25 protein-coding genes are annotated in these 20,131 nt (G+C 37.1%); all 25 read left to right on the top strand.

What is annotated here, in order from left to right; genetic code table 11:
- Positions 1-74 precede the first annotated feature (74 nt).
- The 25 genes from xerC (at position 75) to fliQ (ending at position 20,130) form a co-directional block, all read left to right on the top strand.
- Complete coding sequence (gene xerC, locus LGQ02_RS12765; protein ID WP_404802354.1) at positions 75-977, top strand: tyrosine recombinase XerC; 903 nt, start codon at positions 75-77, stop codon at positions 975-977.
- Positions 978-992: 15 nt separating this feature from the next.
- A complete protein-coding gene (gene hslV / locus LGQ02_RS12760) occupies positions 993-1,538 on the top strand; it encodes an ATP-dependent protease subunit HslV (RefSeq protein ID WP_226514751.1) in 546 nt (181 codons plus the stop codon).
- A gap of 31 nt (positions 1,539-1,569) precedes the next feature.
- The gene (hslU, locus tag LGQ02_RS12755; protein ID WP_226514750.1) at positions 1,570-2,973 is read left to right on the top strand and encodes an ATP-dependent protease ATPase subunit HslU; all 1,404 of its coding nucleotides are present in this window, start codon (positions 1,570-1,572) and stop codon (positions 2,971-2,973) included.
- Positions 2,974-2,984: 11 nt separating this feature from the next.
- Complete coding sequence (gene codY, locus LGQ02_RS12750) at positions 2,985-3,761, top strand: GTP-sensing pleiotropic transcriptional regulator CodY (protein ID WP_226514749.1); 777 nt, start codon at positions 2,985-2,987, stop codon at positions 3,759-3,761.
- A 532-nt stretch (positions 3,762-4,293) separates the two neighbouring features.
- Complete coding sequence (gene flgB, locus LGQ02_RS12745; RefSeq protein ID WP_226514748.1) at positions 4,294-4,695, top strand: flagellar basal body rod protein FlgB; 402 nt, start codon at positions 4,294-4,296, stop codon at positions 4,693-4,695.
- A gap of 6 nt (positions 4,696-4,701) precedes the next feature.
- Positions 4,702-5,154 (top strand): flagellar basal body rod protein FlgC, encoded by a 453-nt coding sequence (gene flgC, locus LGQ02_RS12740; RefSeq protein WP_226514747.1) that lies wholly within the window; start codon positions 4,702-4,704, stop codon positions 5,152-5,154.
- Positions 5,155-5,175: 21 nt separating this feature from the next.
- Entirely contained in the window at positions 5,176-5,484 is a 309-nt protein-coding gene (fliE, locus tag LGQ02_RS12735) for a flagellar hook-basal body complex protein FliE (RefSeq protein ID WP_404802353.1), read from the top strand.
- Between the two features lie 236 nt (positions 5,485-5,720).
- A complete protein-coding gene (gene fliF / locus LGQ02_RS12730) occupies positions 5,721-7,307 on the top strand; it encodes a flagellar basal-body MS-ring/collar protein FliF (protein WP_226514746.1) in 1,587 nt (528 codons plus the stop codon).
- A 15-nt stretch (positions 7,308-7,322) separates the two neighbouring features.
- Entirely contained in the window at positions 7,323-8,333 is a 1,011-nt protein-coding gene (gene fliG, locus LGQ02_RS12725; RefSeq protein ID WP_226514745.1) for a flagellar motor switch protein FliG, read from the top strand.
- The gene (gene fliH, locus LGQ02_RS12720) at positions 8,326-9,147 is read left to right on the top strand and encodes a flagellar assembly protein FliH (RefSeq protein ID WP_226514744.1); all 822 of its coding nucleotides are present in this window, start codon (positions 8,326-8,328) and stop codon (positions 9,145-9,147) included. Before fliG ends, fliH begins: the two co-directional genes overlap by 8 nt.
- Positions 9,134-10,456 carry a flagellar protein export ATPase FliI gene (fliI, locus tag LGQ02_RS12715; RefSeq protein ID WP_226514743.1) on the top strand — a complete coding sequence of 441 codons (1,323 nt, stop codon included), beginning with the start codon at positions 9,134-9,136 and terminating at the stop codon, positions 10,454-10,456. Before fliH ends, fliI begins: the two co-directional genes overlap by 14 nt.
- Positions 10,453-10,899, top strand: a complete 447-nt coding sequence (gene fliJ / locus LGQ02_RS12710; RefSeq protein ID WP_226514742.1) for a flagellar export protein FliJ — start codon at positions 10,453-10,455, stop codon at positions 10,897-10,899. Before fliI ends, fliJ begins: the two co-directional genes overlap by 4 nt.
- 7 nt (positions 10,900-10,906) lie before the next feature.
- A complete protein-coding gene (locus LGQ02_RS12705; RefSeq protein WP_226514741.1) occupies positions 10,907-11,461 on the top strand; it encodes a MotE family protein in 555 nt (184 codons plus the stop codon).
- 29 nt (positions 11,462-11,490) lie between these two features.
- The gene (locus LGQ02_RS12700) at positions 11,491-12,747 is read left to right on the top strand and encodes a flagellar hook-length control protein FliK (protein WP_226514740.1); all 1,257 of its coding nucleotides are present in this window, start codon (positions 11,491-11,493) and stop codon (positions 12,745-12,747) included.
- 10 nt (positions 12,748-12,757) lie between these two features.
- Complete coding sequence (flgD, locus tag LGQ02_RS12695) at positions 12,758-13,219, top strand: flagellar hook assembly protein FlgD (RefSeq protein WP_226514739.1); 462 nt, start codon at positions 12,758-12,760, stop codon at positions 13,217-13,219.
- An 18-nt stretch (positions 13,220-13,237) separates the two neighbouring features.
- On the top strand, positions 13,238-13,627 hold the full coding sequence (locus tag LGQ02_RS12690) for a TIGR02530 family flagellar biosynthesis protein (protein WP_226514738.1): 390 nt from the start codon (positions 13,238-13,240) through the stop codon (positions 13,625-13,627).
- 89 nt (positions 13,628-13,716) lie between these two features.
- Positions 13,717-15,006: a flagellar hook protein FlgE gene (locus LGQ02_RS12685; RefSeq protein ID WP_226514737.1), complete on the top strand. Its 1,290-nt coding sequence runs from the start codon at positions 13,717-13,719 to the stop codon at positions 15,004-15,006.
- 130 nt (positions 15,007-15,136) lie between these two features.
- Entirely contained in the window at positions 15,137-15,367 is a 231-nt protein-coding gene (locus tag LGQ02_RS12680) for a flagellar FlbD family protein (RefSeq protein ID WP_226518307.1), read from the top strand.
- Between the two features lie 3 nt (positions 15,368-15,370).
- Positions 15,371-15,802, top strand: a complete 432-nt coding sequence (gene fliL, locus LGQ02_RS12675; RefSeq protein ID WP_226514736.1) for a flagellar basal body-associated protein FliL — start codon at positions 15,371-15,373, stop codon at positions 15,800-15,802.
- 38 nt (positions 15,803-15,840) lie between these two features.
- Positions 15,841-16,836, top strand: coding sequence for a flagellar motor switch protein FliM (fliM, locus tag LGQ02_RS12670; protein WP_226514735.1), 996 nt, complete (start codon positions 15,841-15,843; stop codon positions 16,834-16,836).
- The gene (fliY, locus tag LGQ02_RS12665; protein ID WP_226514734.1) at positions 16,829-18,058 is read left to right on the top strand and encodes a flagellar motor switch phosphatase FliY; all 1,230 of its coding nucleotides are present in this window, start codon (positions 16,829-16,831) and stop codon (positions 18,056-18,058) included. Before fliM ends, fliY begins: the two co-directional genes overlap by 8 nt.
- A 29-nt stretch (positions 18,059-18,087) precedes the next feature.
- On the top strand, positions 18,088-18,447 hold the full coding sequence (locus LGQ02_RS12660; protein ID WP_404802352.1) for a response regulator: 360 nt from the start codon (positions 18,088-18,090) through the stop codon (positions 18,445-18,447).
- 25 nt (positions 18,448-18,472) lie between these two features.
- On the top strand, positions 18,473-19,186 hold the full coding sequence (locus LGQ02_RS12655) for a flagellar biosynthetic protein FliO (RefSeq protein WP_226514733.1): 714 nt from the start codon (positions 18,473-18,475) through the stop codon (positions 19,184-19,186).
- A complete protein-coding gene (gene fliP, locus LGQ02_RS12650; protein ID WP_226514732.1) occupies positions 19,180-19,848 on the top strand; it encodes a flagellar type III secretion system pore protein FliP in 669 nt (222 codons plus the stop codon). Before LGQ02_RS12655 ends, fliP begins: the two co-directional genes overlap by 7 nt.
- A 12-nt stretch (positions 19,849-19,860) precedes the next feature.
- Positions 19,861-20,130: a flagellar biosynthesis protein FliQ gene (gene fliQ / locus LGQ02_RS12645; RefSeq protein WP_226514731.1), complete on the top strand. Its 270-nt coding sequence runs from the start codon at positions 19,861-19,863 to the stop codon at positions 20,128-20,130.
- Position 20,131 lies beyond the last annotated feature (1 nt).

The raw sequence follows: 20,131 nt of genomic DNA, 5'->3' as shown, positions 1-20,131 counted from the left end.
TGTAAAATTTATTGAAAGGGCTACTAAATTGTGATAATATTTAGTAGCTCTTAATCATGGTAAAAGGTGTATGAATGATGACCACAAATGCAGAATGGAAAAAAAATTTTATTCAGTACTTGCAAATCGAAAAAGGTGCATCGAGTCTTACAGTAACCCACTATGAAAAAGACATTACTGACTTCACTCAGTTTTTAGAGCAACAAAATATTCATTCATTTGCTACTGTATCCTATGTTGAAATTCGTATATATTTAACTTCTTTACATGAGAAAGAATATGCTCGAAAAACAGTTGCACGTAAAATATCCTCGTTAAGATCGCTTTTTGATTTTTTAGTTCGAGAAGAATTTATAGAAAGCAATCCATTTAAAATGGTTTCTGTACCTAAAGGTGAAACGCGTTTACCATCTTTTTTTTACGAAGAAGAAATGATGAAGCTATTTGAAGCCATCAATGCGGAAGATGCTTTAGGGAAACGAAATTTAGCGATATTAGAACTTTTATATGCAACGGGAATTCGTGTAAGTGAATGTGTAAACTTGAACATATCTGACTACGATAAAGAATTAGGGACTCTTTTTGTAAAAGGAAAAGGACGAAAAGAAAGGTATGTTCCAGTTGGTAGTTTCGCAATGGATGCGCTTGAACTCTACTTGCAAAAAGGTCGCCCTGAGTTATTGAAAACAAACGGTGATGAACACGCGGTGTTTTTAAATTATCGAGGAGGGCGCCTAACTGATCGTAGTGTTAGGAACATATTAAATAAACTTGTTGACGAAGTGTCAATTTCATCAAGAATGAGCCCGCATGTGATACGTCATACATTTGCGACACACATGCTCAATGAAGGAGCGGACTTACGGACCGTTCAAGAGTTGTTAGGGCATAGTCACTTATCTTCAACTCAAATCTATACTCATGTAACAAAAGACCGACTACGAGCAGTTTACCGCAACTCTCACCCGAGAGCATAGACGAGGAGGGTATAAATGGAACAAATACGAGGAACGACGATATTTGCAGTACAACATAAAGGACAATGTGCAATAGCAGGAGATGGCCAAGTGACGTTTGGGAATGCCGTTGTGATGAAACACACAGCGCGAAAGGTCCGAAAGCTATATAAAGGAAAAGTAATCGCAGGCTTTGCAGGTTCTGTTGCAGATGCATTCACGCTGTATGAAAAGTTTGAGGGAAAACTTGAAGAATTTAGTGGTAATCTTCAGCGTGCAGCAGTTGAATTAGCAAAAGAATGGCGGAGTGATCGTGTATTACGAAAGCTTGAAGCGATGTTAATTGTAATGGATCGTTCAAATTTATACTTAATTGCTGGTACAGGAGAAGTCATCGAACCAGATGATGGCATTTTAGCGATAGGCTCCGGAGGAAACTATGCGCTATCAGCTGGTAGAGCATTAAAAGAGCATGCGCCACATCTTTCGGCAAAAGAGATGGCTTATGCCTCTTTAAAAACAGCTGCAGATATTTGTGTTTATACAAATGAATCAATTATTGTCGAAGAACTAGGTCAGTAATCAATCTTTCCTTGAAATGGGAGGTTACAAAATGAGTGAGAAATTTACACCACGCCAAATTGTAGAAAAGTTGGATCAATACATTGTCGGCCAGACAGGTGCTAAAAAGTCTGTAGCGGTTGCTCTTAGAAACCGTTATCGCCGTAGCCTGTTAGATGATGCACTTAAGGATGAAATTACACCTAAAAATATTCTAATGATTGGGCCTACCGGGGTAGGAAAGACGGAAATTGCTCGTAGGTTAGCAAAACTTGTAGGAGCTCCATTTGTTAAAGTAGAGGCGACGAAATTCACGGAAGTTGGCTATGTAGGTCGTGATGTTGAGTCGATGGTGAGAGATCTTGTTGAAACATCAGTTCGATTAGTTAAGGAAGAAAAAATGGTTGAAGTGAAGGGTCGTGCCGAAAAAAATGCGAACCGTCGACTTGTAGAACTATTAGTACCAAAGGCAAAGAAAGAGTCGAACTACCGAAATCCATTTGAAATGCTTTTTCAAGGGAACCAAGAAGAAGAACAATCTCAACAAGACAGTCAACAAGAAGATGATAGTGTCCGTGAAAGAAGAAAGAAGGTTGCTTCTCAGTTAGCTGCAGGTGAACTTGAAGAAGACTATGTAACGGTAGAAGTAGATGAGAACCAGCAAGGCAATATGTTTGATATGTTTCAAGGCTCAGGAATGGAACAAATGGGTATGAACATGCAAGATATGCTAGGTAATATGATGCCGAAGAAAAAGAAAAAGCGTAAGCTCCAAGTGAAAGATGCCCGTAAAGTTCTAACGGAAGATGAAGCACAAAAACTCATCGATATGGATGAAGTTACACAAGCTGCTGTTTCAAAAGCTGAACAATTGGGAATTATTTTTATAGACGAAATCGATAAAGTAGCTGGGAAAAGTAAACAACAATCGGCAGATGTGTCAAGAGAGGGCGTACAGCGCGATATTTTACCAATTGTAGAAGGTTCTACGATCGTTACAAAGTACGGTCCAGTCAAAACAGACCATATGCTATTTGTCGCAGCGGGTGCATTTCATTTTTCTAAGCCTTCAGATTTAATCCCTGAACTTCAAGGGCGTTTTCCAATTCGAGTAGAGCTATCTAGTTTAACTGTGGATGATTTTGTACGTATTCTCGTTGAACCAGATAATGCGTTAGCCAAACAATATGAAGCTCTTTTGGAAACAGAAGGAATAAAATTAAAATTTTCTGACGATGCTATTCGTAGGATTGCCGTAATAGCGACAGAAGTAAATGATGAAACCGAAAATATTGGTGCGAGACGCCTCCACACAATCTTAGAAAAGTTGTTAGAGGACTTATCATTTGAAGCGTCAGAAATTACTTTAGAAGAAATTGTGATAACACCTGAATACGTCGAAGAAAAATTACAAAATGTAGTGAAAAATCGAGACTTAAGTCAATATATTCTTTAGGAGGACAAGAAATGGATCTATTATCGAAAACACGTAAAATTAATGAATTACTTCAAAAGAGCGGAGGACAATCAGTTAACTTTAAAGATGTTGCAGTAACATTACGAGATGTGATTGAAGCAAATATCTTTATCGTAAGTCGCCGAGGTAAATTATTAGGCTATTCAATTAAACAAGAAATTGAAAATGAGCGTATGAAACAAATGCTTGAGGCTCGTCAATTTCCAGAGGAGTACACAAGCGGTTTATTTAAAATCGAAGAAACTAGTCCAAATCTAGATATTAATAGTGAGTTTACGGCATTTCCTGTAGAGAATAAAGATTTATTCTCAGCAGGGCTAACAACAGTTGTACCGATTCAAGGTGGAGGTCAACGTTTAGGGACATTAATTCTAGCTCGTCTAGAAGATTCATTTGATGATGATGATTTATTACTAGCTGAATATGCATCTACAGTAGTAGGGATGGAAATTTTACACGAGAAAACAGAAGAAATTGAACAAGAAGCAAGAAGTAAAGCTGTCGTACAAATGGCAATTAGTTCATTATCTTATAGTGAATTAGAAGCTGTAGAACATATCTTTGAAGAACTAGATGGAAATGAAGGTCTTCTAGTAGCAAGTAAAATTGCTGACCGCGTTGGTATTACGAGATCAGTAATCGTAAATGCACTACGTAAGCTTGAGAGTGCAGGGGTTATCGAGTCTCGTTCACTTGGTATGAAAGGGACGTATATTAAAGTATTAAACGACAAGTTCTTAGTAGAACTTGATAAAGTGAAGAACTAAAACTTTCAGTATTAATTTAAGCTTATCAAAAAGAACCATTAGAAAATGCCTTTCTAATGGTTCTTTTTTTATGTCTTATAGGTAATAAGACCCTCTCGCTCTGTAATATCAGCATATTATAAACTCTTATAAAAACTGTGACTTAAAAGCTTTTCTTATTTTGAGAAGTATATATATGCTTTAATTTACCTCCAGTATATAAACACTTTCGTGAAAAATCGGTAAATGAACCAAAATAAATGAAACTTTTTTACTGTTTTACCTGACAGCGGGCATTTTTGTCGAAAAATGTGTTAAAATCTATTACGGTGATAAGTACTTTAATATGCTTAAGAAAACTCAGACAATTTTTAACCACATGGTCAAAAGTACTATTTATAGACTATTTTCATAAGTGGTATTAGGTCTTTTTTATCGAACTATATACAATTTTTATGACAGTTAGACAATTAGTTGTTTATTCTATAAAATACTTATGGTGTGGAAAAAAGACGAACATTGACGAATTATAGGGGATAAGGAGAGATAAGCCATGAATATTATCGACAATTCGACGAATTCATTGCTACACAAAGGGCTATCTGCTTCTATGACAAGACAGAAGACGATTGCACAAAACATAGCAAATGTTGATACACCAAATTATAAAGCGAAAAAGACTGTGTTTTCTCATGAGCTTGAACGTGCATCAAATGCGAAATTACAAGCTCATCGAACGGATGCTAGACATATCGGATTTGGTAGGAATGCAAGTGGAGAAGCTGCGAATGTAGTTCAGCGTAACAATACAATGTATAACCACAATGGTAACAATGTTGATATTGATCAGGAGATGGCTGAGCACGCACAAAATCAAATTTATTACAATGCTTTGATTGATCGAATGAATGGTCGTTTTAATAGCATTCGAACGGTTCTAGGGCAAGGGAGGTAATAGGAAATGAGTATTTTTCATGGGATGAATACATCCGCTTCGGCATTAACTGCTCAAAGACTTAGAATGGATGTTGTTTCAGCGAATATGGCTAATGCAGATACAACGAGAGGTAGAATGGTAGATGGCGAGTGGCAGCCTTACAGAAGGAAGATGGTTGTTATGGAGCCGAACTCATCATCATTCACATCACACCTTAGCCGTGCCATAGGTAAAAATGATGGACCAGGTAATGGTGTGAAAGTGCGTGAAATCATTGAAGATGAAACACCATTTAAACAAGTGTACCAACCAAACCATCCTGATGCGAACGAAGATGGTTACGTTCAAATGCCTAATGTTGATCCGTTAAAAGAAATGATAGATCTAATGAGTGCAACAAGATCCTATGAGGCCAACGTTACAGCATTAGATGGTCATAAAAATATGTTGTTAAAGGCACTTGAAATCGGTAGATAAATATGATTATGAGGTGAAAACATGGACGCTAATATTTCATCAATGACAAATATTATGAGACCAACACAAACAAATGCAACTCAACCGAAAGTGGCGCCTCACAAGGCACAGGATTCCTTTAAAGGCTGGTTAAACGATGCGATCAAAGACGTAAACCAAGCGCAAGTAACTTCTCAAAAAATGACTGGAAAGTTAGCTCGTGGTGAAAATGTCGACTTGCACGATGTCATGATTGCAGGACAAAAGGCTAGTATTTCATTACAAACAACAGTCGAAGTACGTAATAAAGCTGTTGAAGCTTATCAAGAGATTATGAGAATGCAAGTTTAACTTTAAATATGAACGACCCTTTTTGTTTGTAACGTCTTTTAATCTTGCATTACATAAATACGTTACAACTACTATTTTTTTGTCGGTCTTATTAAATTTATCGGTAACTTTTTTTAAATCTTTAAGTAAAACTTCAAATAATTTTTGTTCCATTGTCATCCGTTCATATTTCTAAAAGAAAATTTAGTAGATAAGTTAGTTAGGACGATTTAAATAGCAGTGGTGTGGGAGGAAACATGAACGAAAAGTTTATACATTATAAAGATAAAACAATTGAATTTTGGCGATCAAGAACAACGAACCAAAAAGGGTTACTAGTCGGATCTATAATCATCGTCCTCCTCTTATTTTTATCTTTAGTTTGGTTTGGGGCAAGAACAAATCATGTTCCTTTATATACGAACTTAACCCCACAAGAGACTGGAGAAATAAAAGGCACTCTGGACAATAGAGGGATCTCATCAGAAATCACCAATGACGGGACGACGATCTTAGTGCCAGAAACGATGGTTGATGAATTAAAAGTTGATTTAGCTGCAGAAGGAATTCCTCAATCGGGAAGAATTGATTACGGAACATTCCGAGATAATATGGGGTTTGGAACGACAGATAATGAGTTTAGCTTATTAGAAAGAGCTGCTATTCAAACAACGTTAGAGGATTTGATCCGCAATGTTGATGGAGTACAATCTTCTCAAGTTATGATTACACTTCCTGAAGAGAGCATTTGGCTCTCGGATGAACCAGATCAAGCAACTGCATCTGTCGTTTTAAATTTACAGCCTGGTATCTCGCTAGATCAAAGTCAAGTCAGAGCTTTACACCATCTTGTATCAAAAAGTGTTCCTAATTTACCTGTTGAAAACATTGTCATTATGGACCAAATGTTTAATTACTTAGAGCTCCACGATGACCCTTCAATGGGAGGAGATACAACACTTTCTCTGTACGAACAGCACCGAAAAATTCAACGAGATGTTGAAAGGGACATACAAAGGCAAATCCAGCAAATGCTCGGTACGATGATGGGCCCTGATAAAGTTTTAGTAGCAGTGACAACAGATTTAGACTTCACCCAAGAAAACCGTCAAGAACAGCTTATTACAGCAGTTGATGAAGACAATATGGAAGGTATTGCTGTAAGTGTTGAACGTATTACAGAGACATTTACTGGAGAAGGTGCTCAAGAAGGTGGAGTACCAGGTACTGGTGAAACAGACGTCCCAGGATACCCAGGGTTAGCCGGTGGAGGAGCTGGAGATTACGAATTAATTGAAGAGCGTATAAATAATGAAGTGAATCGAATTCACCGAGATATTGTTGAAAGTCCATATAAAATTCGCGATATCGGCATTCAAGTTATGGTTGAACCGCCAGATCCTGAAGACCCTGCTTCTTTACCACCTGATCGACTCGATGATATTCAGCAAATTTTAGGACAAATTGTTAGAACATCGATTGATGGTGATGTAACAGCACAATGGGGACCTAACGATGTGGAAGATAGAATCTATGTGTCATCACAACCATTCTATGGAAAAGTAGAGTTTGAAGAGCCAGAAACAGGTACGCCGTGGTGGTATTTTGCTTTAGGCGCACTAACATTACTTGTCATTATCTTGCTTATCTTACTACTGAAAGGCAGAAGTAAGTCAGAAGAAGGTTCTGTCACCCACGACCAAGCTGCCACTGTAGACGTTCCAGATTTAGAGGACGAGGCAGATACAGAAGAAAAGGCAAGACGTAGACAATTAGAAAAACTAGCGATAGATAAGCCAGAAGAGTTTTCTAAATTAATTAGAACATGGCTTTCCGAGGACTAAGGAGTGAAAATGTAAGTGGCAAAGAAAAAAGATTTAACGGGAAGAGAGAAAGCCGCTATATTACTCATCTCTCTAGGTCCCGATGTATCAGCTCAAGTTTATAAGCATTTAACAGAAGAAGAGATCGAAAAGTTAACGTTAGAAATTGCTGGTGTACGTAAGGTGGATACAGGAACAAAAGAAGAAGTGTTAGATCAATTTCACCAAATGGCACTTGCACAAGATTATATTACACAGGGCGGAATTGGCTACGCTAAGGACGTTCTAGAAAAGGCGTTGGGTCAGTCAGAAGCGATGGAGATTATAAATCGCCTGACTTCCACCCTTCAAGTGAGGCCTTTTGACTTTGCGAGAAAAGCTGAGGCAAGTCAAATCTTAAACTTTATTCAAAATGAACATCCACAAACAATTGCACTAATCTTATCTTATTTAGATAGTGAACCTGCAGGTCAGATCTTATCTGAATTACCACAAGAAGTGCAAGCAGAGGTTGCTAAGCGAATTGCATTAATGGATAGCACTTCTCCTGAAATTGTGAATGAAGTAGAAGCAATATTAGAACGAAAACTTTCAGCAACGGTCACTCAAGACTATACACAAGCTGGTGGTATTGAAGCTGTTGTTGAAGTGTTAAATAGTGTCGACAGAAGTACGGAACGAACAATCTTAGATGCACTAGAAATTCAAGATCCTGAATTGGCTGAAGAAATTAAAAAGAGAATGTTTGTCTTTGAAGATATTGTCACCCTTGATAATCGTTCCATTCAGCGCGTAATCCGTGATGTAGAAAATGAAGATTTGCAGCTTTCATTAAAAGTTGCTAGTGATGAGGTGAAAGAAATTGTCTTCAACAATATGTCACAGCGAATGGCAGAGACATTTAAGGAAGAAATGGAATTTATGGGTCCAGTTAGACTTCGTGATGTAGAAGAAGCTCAAACAAGAATTGTAGCCATCATTCGTCGCCTTGAGGAAGCAGGTGAAATCGTCATCGCACGTGGTGGAGGAGATGATATCATTGTCTAAATTAATTAAATCAGCTTACGCTAATAAGCTCGAAGACTCGGTAAAAACAATAGGTGTCCGACGCTTATATACAAACAATGATGAAAATGATCCCTCTATAGAACATGATGAAATGAATGAACAAGCCGAACAACAATATTCAGGGAAACAAAATGAAGTCGAACGTGAAAATATATTATTAGAAGCTAAACAACAAGCTGAGGAATTAATAGAAGAAGCGCAGCTTGAAATTGATGCAAAGAAAAAAGAAATTGCTGAATATGAAAATAACATTGCAAAAGAAGCGGAAGTACGTTTTGAAAAAGCAAAACAAGCTGGAGAAAAAGAAGGATATGAAGCAGGATTAATTAAAGGAAAGCAAGCTTATGATCAAAAAATCGTTGAAGCACAAAAAATAATTGATCAAGCAAAGCAAGACTATATCTCCAAAATCGGCGATAGCCAGAGTGATATGTTAGATCTTTCCTTAAATATTGCAGAAAAAATCATAGGGAAAACTATTGATGAAGATCCTGATGCTTTTCTTCAGCTTGTAAAAGAAGCTGTTACAGAAGTTCGTGAACAAGAAGAAGTGAAAATTTACGTTCCGCCAAACTGTTATGAACGAACTTTAAAGAACAAGCGAGAGATTAAGGAAATTGCTTTAAATACTAGGCAACTCTATATTTACCCTGATGCATCGATTAACGAAGACAGCTGTATTATTGAAACACCTTTCGGAAAGATCGATGCATCTATTGATAGTCAATTAACGGAAATGAAAACTGCTCTTCATGAATTATTAAAATCAGGAGATCAACATGAACATTCGTGATCTAATACCACACATTAATGAAATCAATACGTATAAGCATTATGGGAAGGTCTCTCAAGTAGTAGGTTTAATGATTGAATCGAAAGGACCCCAAGCTTCTGTAGGAGATATTTGTCACATACTAGTAGGTGGTCACCCTCAGCGAAAGATAAAAGTTGAAGTTGTTGGATTCCGTGGGGAAAATGTATTACTAATGCCTTTTGATCATATTCAAGAAATTGCACCAGGCTCATTAGTAGAGGCAACATATAAACCATTAGAAATTCAAGTGGGTTCTAGTTTAATTGGGAAAGTTCTAGACGGACTTGGAAGACCGTTTGATGGTACAAGTTTTGACAACCATACGTTTTCATATCCGACAGATAACCAACCACCAAACCCATTAAATCGTCCACGTATCAGTGATCCATTAAGTTTAGGTGTTAGAGCGATTGATGGTTTATTCACGGTTGGTAAAGGTCAAAGGGTTGGAATATTTGCTGGAAGTGGAGTTGGAAAAAGTACGCTTATGGCGATGATCTCAAAGAATTCTGAAGCTGATTTGAATGTTATCGCATTAATTGGTGAAAGAGGAAGAGAAGTTCGTGACTTTATCGAACGAGACCTAGGCCCTGAAGGGATGAAAAATACGATCGTGGTTGTGGCAACATCCGACCAACCGGCTTTAATGCGAATTAAAGGGGCTATGACAGCAACCGCAATTGCTGAATATTATCGTGACCAAGGTAAAAACGTCACACTTATGATGGACTCGGTGACTAGAGTGGCGATGGCCCAACGTGAAATTGGTTTAGCAGTAGGAGAACCGCCAACGACAAAAGGGTATACTCCATCTGTATTTGCGATACTCCCACGTCTATTAGAACGTAGTGGAACGAATGAGCACGGATCAATCACCGCTTTTTATACAGTGTTAGTTGATGGTGACGATTTATCAGAACCAATTGCCGATGCAGTTCGAGGAATTTTGGATGGCCACTTAGTACTTGATCGAAAGTTAGCAAACAAAGGTCAATTCCCTGCTATCAATGTTTTAACAAGTATCAGTCGAATTATGAACGATATTGTTTCGAAAAACCATCGATCTTCAGCTGATTATTTAAGACATATGCTGGCCGTTTATACTGATTCGGAAGATTTAATTAGTATTGGGGCATATAAAAGAGGAACAAATAAAGAAGTTGACACAGCGATAAAAGTACACCCAAAAATTATTGATTATATTAAGCAAGGTACAGATGAACATATTACATTTGATGAATCAGTAGCTAAGTTAGTAAATGAATTTGGAAGAGGTGGAACATCTTGAGTTTTCAATTCGGACTACAAAAAGTGTTAGAAGTGAAAGAACATGAAAAGTCAGAAGCAGAATCAAAGTATAGTGAAGCGATGAAACAATTCGAAGATGTTGCAACTGACCTTTATCATTTGCTGAAAAAAAAAGAGGACTTAGAAGCTTTTTATAATGAAAAAATTCAATCAGGTACTTCGATCTCTGCTATCCAACAAACACAGCAAACAATTTCTCACTTGCAAAAAGAGATTGATAAACTTCAGCTAGAAACACAAAGAGCAAGAAGTCGAATGAATGATCAAGAGCAATTCTTAATGTTCAAATCAATAGATGTGAAAAAATATGAAAAAATGAAAGAGCGAAAACATCAACGGTATATACAGCTAGAAAAAGAAAAAGAGAGTAAATTCCTTGATGAGATTTCTGTTCAACAGTTTTTGAAGCATGAAATAAGGTGAACAACAAATGAGCGAAAACAAAAAAACAAACAAACTTCAAATGTTCTTTATGGTCGTTTTTATCCCAGCAATTTTTGCTATCATTTTAGCGTTAGTCTTACTCTATTATATGGGCATTAATGTAAGTGAGAATGTACAGCAGGCTTTTTCTGCATTGCCTTTTATAGATAGTGAAGTAGAAGATGAAGATGAATCATCCATGGAAGAAAGATTTGTACAACTTGAACATGAAAATGAAAATTATCTCACTCAGATTGAACAATTAGAGTATGAACTGTCGATGAAAGATGAGGAGATCAACCAATTACAATTAGAAATTGAATCACTTATCCAAATTGAAGAAAGTGAAGAAGAATCTCCAAATGAGCGAACCGGTGTGAATGATGTTGTTCAAACGATCGAAAATATGACAGCATCTCGAGCTGCTAATATAATCAGTGAATTATCAGATGAAGAAGCAGTAATGTATTTACGATTAATGAGTGTGGACACTAGATCACAAATTTTAAGCCGAATGGATGCAGAAAGAGCGGCAGAAATCATTAGTGATCTTTCTAACTAATAGTTACTAGCTTGAAAGGGGGTGAAAAAATGAACGAAATGTTAGGGTTAACGCCCGCTATGCAGCAACTTAATAGTTCACCAACGAAATCAAATGTAAATAAAAGCGAGTCACAAGGAAAGGGTTTCTTGCATTCACTTAAGGAGATATTAAATGATCAAAGTGGGAAAGAATCATTGCAGGAATTACTTAGTGAATTCGGTGGTGAGATTATTGATCCACAAGCAATAGTTGATCTGCTAGGGGAGCTAATTACAGAGATACCTTTTGAAGAAGGGTATTTAAAGGAAATTATGCTTCAGTTAGATGAGAGTCAACAATTACTAGATCTATTTCCAAAAGACGTTCAACTGGCTATAGAAGAACTTTTTCAAAGTGAAATCCCTATTGAAGAGTTAATTGAAGCAGAAAATCTTACTGATGATCCATTACACATAGTAGCACTGTTAATGGCACTGAATTATCACGAAAAAGAAAGTGGCTTGAGTTTTAAACAAGACCAGATCCAAAACGTAAGACAAATGCTTAGTACAGTTTTTCCAATAATGCAATCAGAAAATAATTTTTCGTCAGTACGTGAGATGACTGAGAAGCTTGCAAATAACCTTGAGAAGTTTTTAAAAGGGGATCAATCGGTACAACAACGTAATGGTGGAGCAGAAGAATGGTTAAGAAGATTAACTCAACAAATGAATGAAAAAAGAATCGCAGAACAAGCCTATCAGCAACATTTAGCACAACGTGATTCTACAAAGCCAGTAGCAGGATTGTCAATGAACTTAGATATGTCAAATAATCACATGTCCAGGTTACAGCAATTTGTCGTTCATGCAGGTGAACAACAAGCAGATCGCCCTTCTGAACAGCAGTTTTTACGTCAATTTCAAAACATTTTAGCACGTAGCCAGTTTCAAAACTTAGGAAATGGTATTCAACAACTTAACATTCAATTGCACCCGCAATCTCTTGGCAGGTTAGATATTACCATCCAGCAAATTAATGGTGTTCTTGTTGCAAAAATGATGACAACGACTGCCGTTGCTAGGGATCTAATAGAAGGTCAGTTACAACATTTACGAAATGCTTTTCAAACACAGCAAATTCAAGTAGATCGTATAGAAGTAACGCAACAGCAGAGCTCTCAACAAAATTCGTTAAAAGATCAAACGAATGATGAGTCTGCAAATCATGAGGAACCTTCAAAAGATGACCAAAATAAGGATGAGCCGTCTGAAGAAGAAAGCTTTGCCGACTTTTTAGAAGAAACGATAAATATGGAAGTTTAAGGTGATGACGATGCCTAATACAATTACGGATAGTTTATACTTACAAGATTACCAAAAGAGAAAACAAGCAAGTGGAAATGCTGATTTAGATAAAGACGCATTTTTAAAAATTCTGATGACACAACTTCAAAACCAAGATCCTATGAATCCAATGGAAGATAAGGAGTTCATCGCTCAAATGGCGCAATTTTCTTCATTAGAACAAATGACGAACATGAGTGAAGCGATGCAAAAGCTTGTTAACCAACAACAACATGACCAATTTGTTTCTCATAGCGAACTAATCGGTAAGAACGTTGAATGGGAACATGACGTGCAAATGGAAGATGGGAGCAAACGGAAAGAGCTTATCGATGGAATTGTAACATCAGTGGTTTTTAAGGATGGAAAAGCCAACTTAATTATTAATGGTGAACATACTGTTTCAACGAAAGATATTAAATCAGTATCTTTACCGAATATCACTGAATAGTATTTGGAGGTGAGGATTATGGCTAATAAAATTATGCCCCATCACCTGCAACAAGCGTTACCGAAGCCGGGGTTAAAGCCAACAACGAAACAGTCAAAACCTGCAGTTTCCTTCCAGTCGGTGTTAAATAATTCGATTGAAAAAGGGACTGAATTAAAAATTAGTAAACATGCAGAAAAACGATTGCAAGACCGAGGGATTCACATCCAGCCAGAAATGTGGGAAGAGATCCACTCAAAAGTAAAAGAAGCAAAACAAAAGGGTGTAAATGATTCTTTAGTTGTAACGGGTGATGCAGCACTAGTAGTCAGTGCCAAAAATGAAACAGTTATTACGGCTATGGACCGTGAAGAAGCAAGTTCACAATTATTTACAAATATTAATGGTGCGATATTAATTGATTCATAGAAGAAAACAGCTGGACCGAAAGGAAGCTGGGTGCTGTGGAACGAGAGAAGCAGCAATAAAAAAAAGATTTATGAAAGGGGACAAGCATTATGCTACGTTCAATGTATTCAGGGATTGGTGGAATGAGAAACTTCCAAACAAAGCTCGATACTATAGGAAATAATATCTCAAACGTAAACACATTTGGTTTTAAAAAAGGTCGTACAACTTTTAAAGATTTAGTTAGTCAACAACTCTCTGGTGCTAGTACAGCTGGAGATAACCGAGGAGGTACAAATCCTCAACAAGTAGGTCTTGGTAGTAGCTTAGCTTCTATTGATACGATTCATACACAAGGATCACTTCAAACAACTGGTCGTGATTTAGATATGGGGATTTCTGGTGACGGATTCTTCGTAGTCAACGATGGAGATCAGTCTTACTACACACGTGCCGGAAACTTTTACTTAGATGAACAAGGAAACTTAGTAAACTCTGACGGTTTGCGTGTTCAAGGTTACGGAGTAGATGGCGATGGAAATATTGATGAGGGAGCAGGTTTTGGTGATTTAGAAATCACAGCGGGTAGCTTAATGGCACCACAAGCAACAGGGAATGCCCAATTTAGGGGTAATTTAAATGCTGATTATGTTTCTGGAACTGCATTAGGTAATAACGATTATTCGGAACAAGAAATTCGTGATTTAATTGAAGGTTCTGGTACGGTGGTTCCATACTCAGTCGTTGATTCTTTAGGAAGGGTACATGACCTTGACTTAGTGTTCCAAAAGACAGGTGAAAATGAATGGCAAGTAGGCTCATTATTATTTGATGAAGATGAAAATGAATATACATTCACTGAATTAGCAAGTGACTTATCTTTTAATAACGATGGATCATTCAATGATGTTGACATTGACCAACTAGTTATTGGTGGTACTGATGGGTCAGATGATTTAGCAATTGATATAGATCTTTCACGAATGTCTCAGTTTGCTCGTAATACAACTGCAGACATAAGTAATGTTGATGGTAACATGGACGGTACTCTTGAAAGTTATAATATCTCCGAAACTGGTGAAATCAACGGTGTTTTCTCTAACGGCGAAGTTCGTTTACTTGGTCAAATTGGCCTAGCGAATTTCAATAACCCTGGTGGTCTTTCAAAATCTGGAGATAACCTATATGCAGTATCTAACAACTCAGGAGCGCCGCAACTCGGTTTTGCTGGTGATGGTGGTCGTGGCACATTGACAGGGGCAGCTCTTGAAATGTCTAACGTTGACTTATCAGAAGAGTTTGCGGAAATGATTGTTTCACAACGTGGGTTCCAAGCAAACACGAGAATGATTACAACATCAGATGAAATTCTTCAAGAGCTTGTAAACTTAAAACGATAGATCAGTTGTAAGTAGGGAGACATAGTGTCAAGCTCACACTATGTCAGCCCGCCCTTACTCTTCTCGCCACCACTAGTCGAATCATGCTTTTTATGAAGGGGGCAAGGTGTTAACGAAACACCGAATGACAATGGTTGAATTAACAAGGTTAAATGGACAACCGTTCACTTTAAATGCACTATATATTGAACAAATCCAAGCATTTCCTGATACAACGATTACGTTAATAAATGGAAAGAAGCTTGTCGTAAAAGAAACAGAATTAGAAGTAGCACAAAAAGTAGAATCGTTTTATCAAAAGGTTGGTCTATCATCACTAACTGTAAAAAGTACGGCTGACCTTCGAGAGAAGGAGGGTTAATCAATGTTTCAAAATCGTTTAGTTAACATCATGCTGATTATGTTGATGGCGTTAACTTTAATAGGCGCTTTAACCCTTGTGTTATACACACAGTTTTTTCAACAAACGAATGCTCATGAGGAACCGACAATTGATGATGTATTAAGAGTATCTGCTGAAACAGAGGAGATTACGACGAACTTATTATCTAATAATATCGTCCGCACGCAGTTTGTTGTTCAACTTGATAACCGAAGCGCGAAAGATGAATTTACAAAAAGAGACTTCCAAGTAAAAAATATTATTATACAAGAACTTTCTGATTTAAGGGGAAGTGACCTTCAAGGTTCTGAAGGGATCAGAGGGTTAGAAGAACAAGTCCGCTTAAGAATTAATGAAGTGATGCAAGATGGGCATGTTGAAAAAGTTTATTTAAAAAATTTAGTTATTCAATAGTCTAGGGCAGTAAGAAATATAAAGAGAGGTGAGGCTCTTTGACAGATGTATTATCACAAGGAGAAATTGATGCCCTCCTTTCTGCATTATCTACAGGTGAAATGGATGCAGATGAACTAAAGAAAGAAGAAACTGAAAAAAAGGTAAAAGTCTATGACTTTAAAAGAGCTCTCCGTTTTTCAAAAGATCAAATTCGAAGTATTACTAGAATACACGAGAATTTCGCAAGAATTTTGACGACACAACTTTCGGCACAGTTAAGAACTTTTGTACAAATTAATGTTGCATCAGTTGATCAGCTACCATACGATGAGTTTATTCGCTCTGTTCCGAAAATGACATTATTAAGTGTATTTGAGCCATACCCACTAGACGGACGATTCGTGATGGAAATCAACCCGAACGTTGGATATGCAATGCTTGATCGAATGTTAGGTGGCCAAGGAGAAGCGTTAAATAAGGTTGAGAACTTAACTGAAATTGAAACAAAAATTATGACAAAGCTTTTTCAAAGAACGCTAGATACATTGCAAGAAGCGTGGGAATCGATAGAAGAAATTGACCCATCTATGGACGACTTGGAAGTAAACCCACAATTTCTACAACTTGTATCTCCAAATGAAACAGTCGTTGTCATTTCATTATCAACGACAATAGGGGAGACTTCTGGGATGATTAACTTATGTATCCCTCACGTCGTTATTGAACCTATTTTACCGAAATTATCTGTTCATTTATGGATGCAAACCAAAAAGAAAGAGCGAGAACCAGAAGAAATTTATTCCCTTGAAGCAAATGTGAAAAAAGCCCCACTAGATATTGTTGTTGAATTAGGAAATTCACAAATTACAATTAATGAATTTCTCCAATTAGATAAAGGGGACATTATTGAACTAGACCAGCTGATTGAAGATCCTTTACTTGTCAGAGTAGGAAACCATCCGAAATATGAAGCACAACCTGGAAAAGTAAAACAAAATGCAGCTGTACAAATCACTGACATCATTGAAGAGGAGGGTGATGAAGATGAATGATGATATGCTTTCTCAAGAAGAAATAAATGCCTTATTAGAAGGTATGGATAACGATGATACATCAACTGACGAGACATCTTCAGAACTTGTAATTGAAAACTACTTATCAGGCATTGAACAAGATGCTATGGGGGAAATAGGAAACATTTCATTTGGAAGTGCAGCAACAGCGTTGTCGACCCTTTTAAATCAAAAGGTCGATATAACGACACCGCGAGTTTCTGTCGTTAAGTATGATGATTTAGACCAAGAGTTTCCACAACCTCATGTCGCAGTATCTGTACAATATACAGAAGGGTTTACAGGAAAGAACTTACTCGTTATTAAATCAAAAGATGCAGCTGTTATTGCAGATTTAATGCTTGGAAATGACGGGACCAATGTAAATGAAGAATTAACCGAAATGGAAATCAGCGCCGTTCAAGAGGCGATGAACCAGATGATGGGTTCAGCGTCAACTTCGATGTCTACGATCTTTAATAAGCGTGTCGATATTTCACCACCAGATATTGATCTATTAAATTTAAGAGAAGATCCAGATAATGTTGATCTACCTGAAGATGATATACTCGTTCAAATTTCTTTTGACTTAAAAATTAGTAACTTAATCGATTCAAAAATTATGCAACTCGTTACAGTTCCATTTGCAAAGGCGATGGTCGAGCAATTAATGAACCCAGATGGAGACGACCAACAAAGTTCAGTAGAGGCTCACGAAAGTCAGGCTGACAATGTCCAACCACCGGAGTCAGCTTCTAATGTTACGAACGAGGTAAATCAGTTAAACGTGCAAGAGCCATCTAATGAGCCATTATATGAAGAACAGCAGCATGTAACTGAAAAAAATGAAAGAAATGAAGCACAGTACCTATCCTCAGGACCTAAGCAACCAGAGCGCTCTGCAAGTGTACAGCCAGCGGCATTTACGAATTTTGAAGAACCATCTTTATCAGAGACTGAATCAAAAAATTTGGACATGCTTTTAGACATTCCATTAGACGTGACAGTGGAATTAGGAAGAACAAAAAGGTCTATTAAAGATATTTTAGAGTTAAGCCAAGGTTCAATCATTGAATTAGACAAACTTGCTGGTGAACCTGTAGATATTTTGGTCAACAAAAAATTAATTGCCAATGGAGAAGTTGTAGTAATTGATGAAAACTTTGGAGTAAGAGTTACAAACATTGTTAGTCCAAGAGATCGTTTAAATAAATTAAAGTAAAATATGCAAATAATAGGAGGATATGAATAATGGCTAAAGTTTTAATTGTAGATGATGCAGCATTTATGAGAATGATGATTAAAGATATTTTAACAAAGAACGATTTTGACGTTGTTGGAGAAGCGGCTGATGGTTCTCAAGCTGTTGACTTGTATAAAGAACATTCTCCAGACATTGTCACAATGGATATTACAATGCCAGAAATGGACGGAATTACTGCATTAAAAGAAATTCGTAAACATGACCCAAATGCAAAAGTGATTATGTGCTCTGCAATGGGACAGCAAGCAATGGTTATTGATGCTATTCAAGCTGGTGCAAAAGATTTTATCGTAAAGCCGTTTCAGGCGGACCGTGTGTTAGAAGCGATTAACAAAACGTTAGGATAATATCGCTTCAAAGGAGTGTATACCTTTGAAAGTCTATGTAAAAGCCATCTTTATCTTTATATTACTTTTTACTATTTTCATACCTTCAGAACCTTACGCTGAATCATTCGGTGATGGCGGTGGTTCTGTAGATGAATGGTTACTAAACCAAGACAATGAAACCGTTGATGAAGATAGTGAAAAGACAAATGAACAGCCCGTAGAAGAAGTAATGGAGGAAACTGAAGCACTTGCAGAAGATGATGAAGATACAACTGCTGTGGGTGGGGTAGAGGATCAAAATTTGTTCTTACTATCCTTACAAATGTTCTTAGCTTTAGGTGTTGTTATTTTTCTTATATATGGTTTGTTAAAGTTTGTTAATAGTAGGTCGAAGTCTTTTCGAAGTCACTCGACAATTGAGAGCATTGGCGGTGTCGGTTTAGGAGCAAACCGTTCAATCCAGCTCGTTCGAATTGGAGATAAGCTTTTTGTAGTTGGTGTTGGTGAGACAGTACAGTTGTTAAAAGAGATTGAAGACGAGGAAGAAATCGAAAAAATTATTGAAGAACATCGTCCGACTGAAGGAATCGAACAACCGGTTAAAAAAATTACGAACTGGGTTCAAGATCGATATAAAGGTTCTTCTGGAAATGAAACTCATCAATCCTTTCATTCACTTCTAGATAGTAAGATGAAGGAAGTAAAAGACTCACAAGAAAAAGTACATTCATCATTGAAGGAGAAAGACAGATGGTAGAAATTCCAGCACTAGATATTTTTAGTGATGATCCTGCAAATCTAACTGCAACTGTTCAGCTATTATTACTATTAACTGTATTAGCTATTGCTCCCAGTATCCTTATACTCATGACATGTTTCACGAGAATTGTTATCGTTCTTTCCTTTGTTCGTTCAGGGCTTGCAACCCAGCAAATGCCTCCCAACCAAGTGTTAATTGGTCTAGCATTATTTATTACATTTTTTATTATGGCTCCTGTCTTTGCTGATGTAAATGAAGAAGCTCTGCAGCCTATGTTTGAAGGTGAGATCACACAAGAAGAAGCTTTTGATGCAGCTGCCTTACCGATGAAAGAATTTATGGCACAGCATACGAGAGAGAAAGATTTAGCATTATTTATGGGATATGCCGGTTTAGAGAGACCGGAATCGTTAGATGATATTCCATTAACAGCTTTAGTTCCTGCTTTTGCGATCAGTGAACTTAAAACAGCGTTTCAAATTGGTTTTATGATATTTATTCCTTTTTTAGTTATCGATATGGTTGTAGCCAGTGTATTAATGTCTATGGGAATGATGATGTTACCACCAGTAATGATTTCTTTACCATTTAAAGTACTTTTATTTGTAATGGTAGATGGCTGGCATTTAGTGGTCAGGTCATTACTACTAAGTTTTTAAAGGGTGATTCAAATGAGTGCAGAAATGGTTATTGCTTTAGCCGAACGAGGCGTCTTTACTGTGATTTTAGTCGCTGCTCCACTTTTAATTACAGCTTTAGGCCTTGGCTTACTTGTTAGTATTTTTCAAGCGACAACACAGATTCAAGAGCAAACTTTAGCATTTATACCAAAAATTGTAGGGGTGCTTATTGCGCTAATCGTTTTTGGACCGTGGATGCTTTCACAAGTCCTTGCGTTTGCGCAATCAATTTATAGTAACTTACATCAGTTTGTAGGGTAGA

This window comes from Bacillus shivajii, from assembly GCF_020519665.1.
Classification (GTDB): domain Bacteria; phylum Bacillota; class Bacilli; order Bacillales; family Salisediminibacteriaceae; genus Bacillus_CA; species Bacillus_CA shivajii.
Note: the sequence above shows the minus strand (reverse complement) of the source record. Positions and strands in the feature narration are given on the sequence as shown.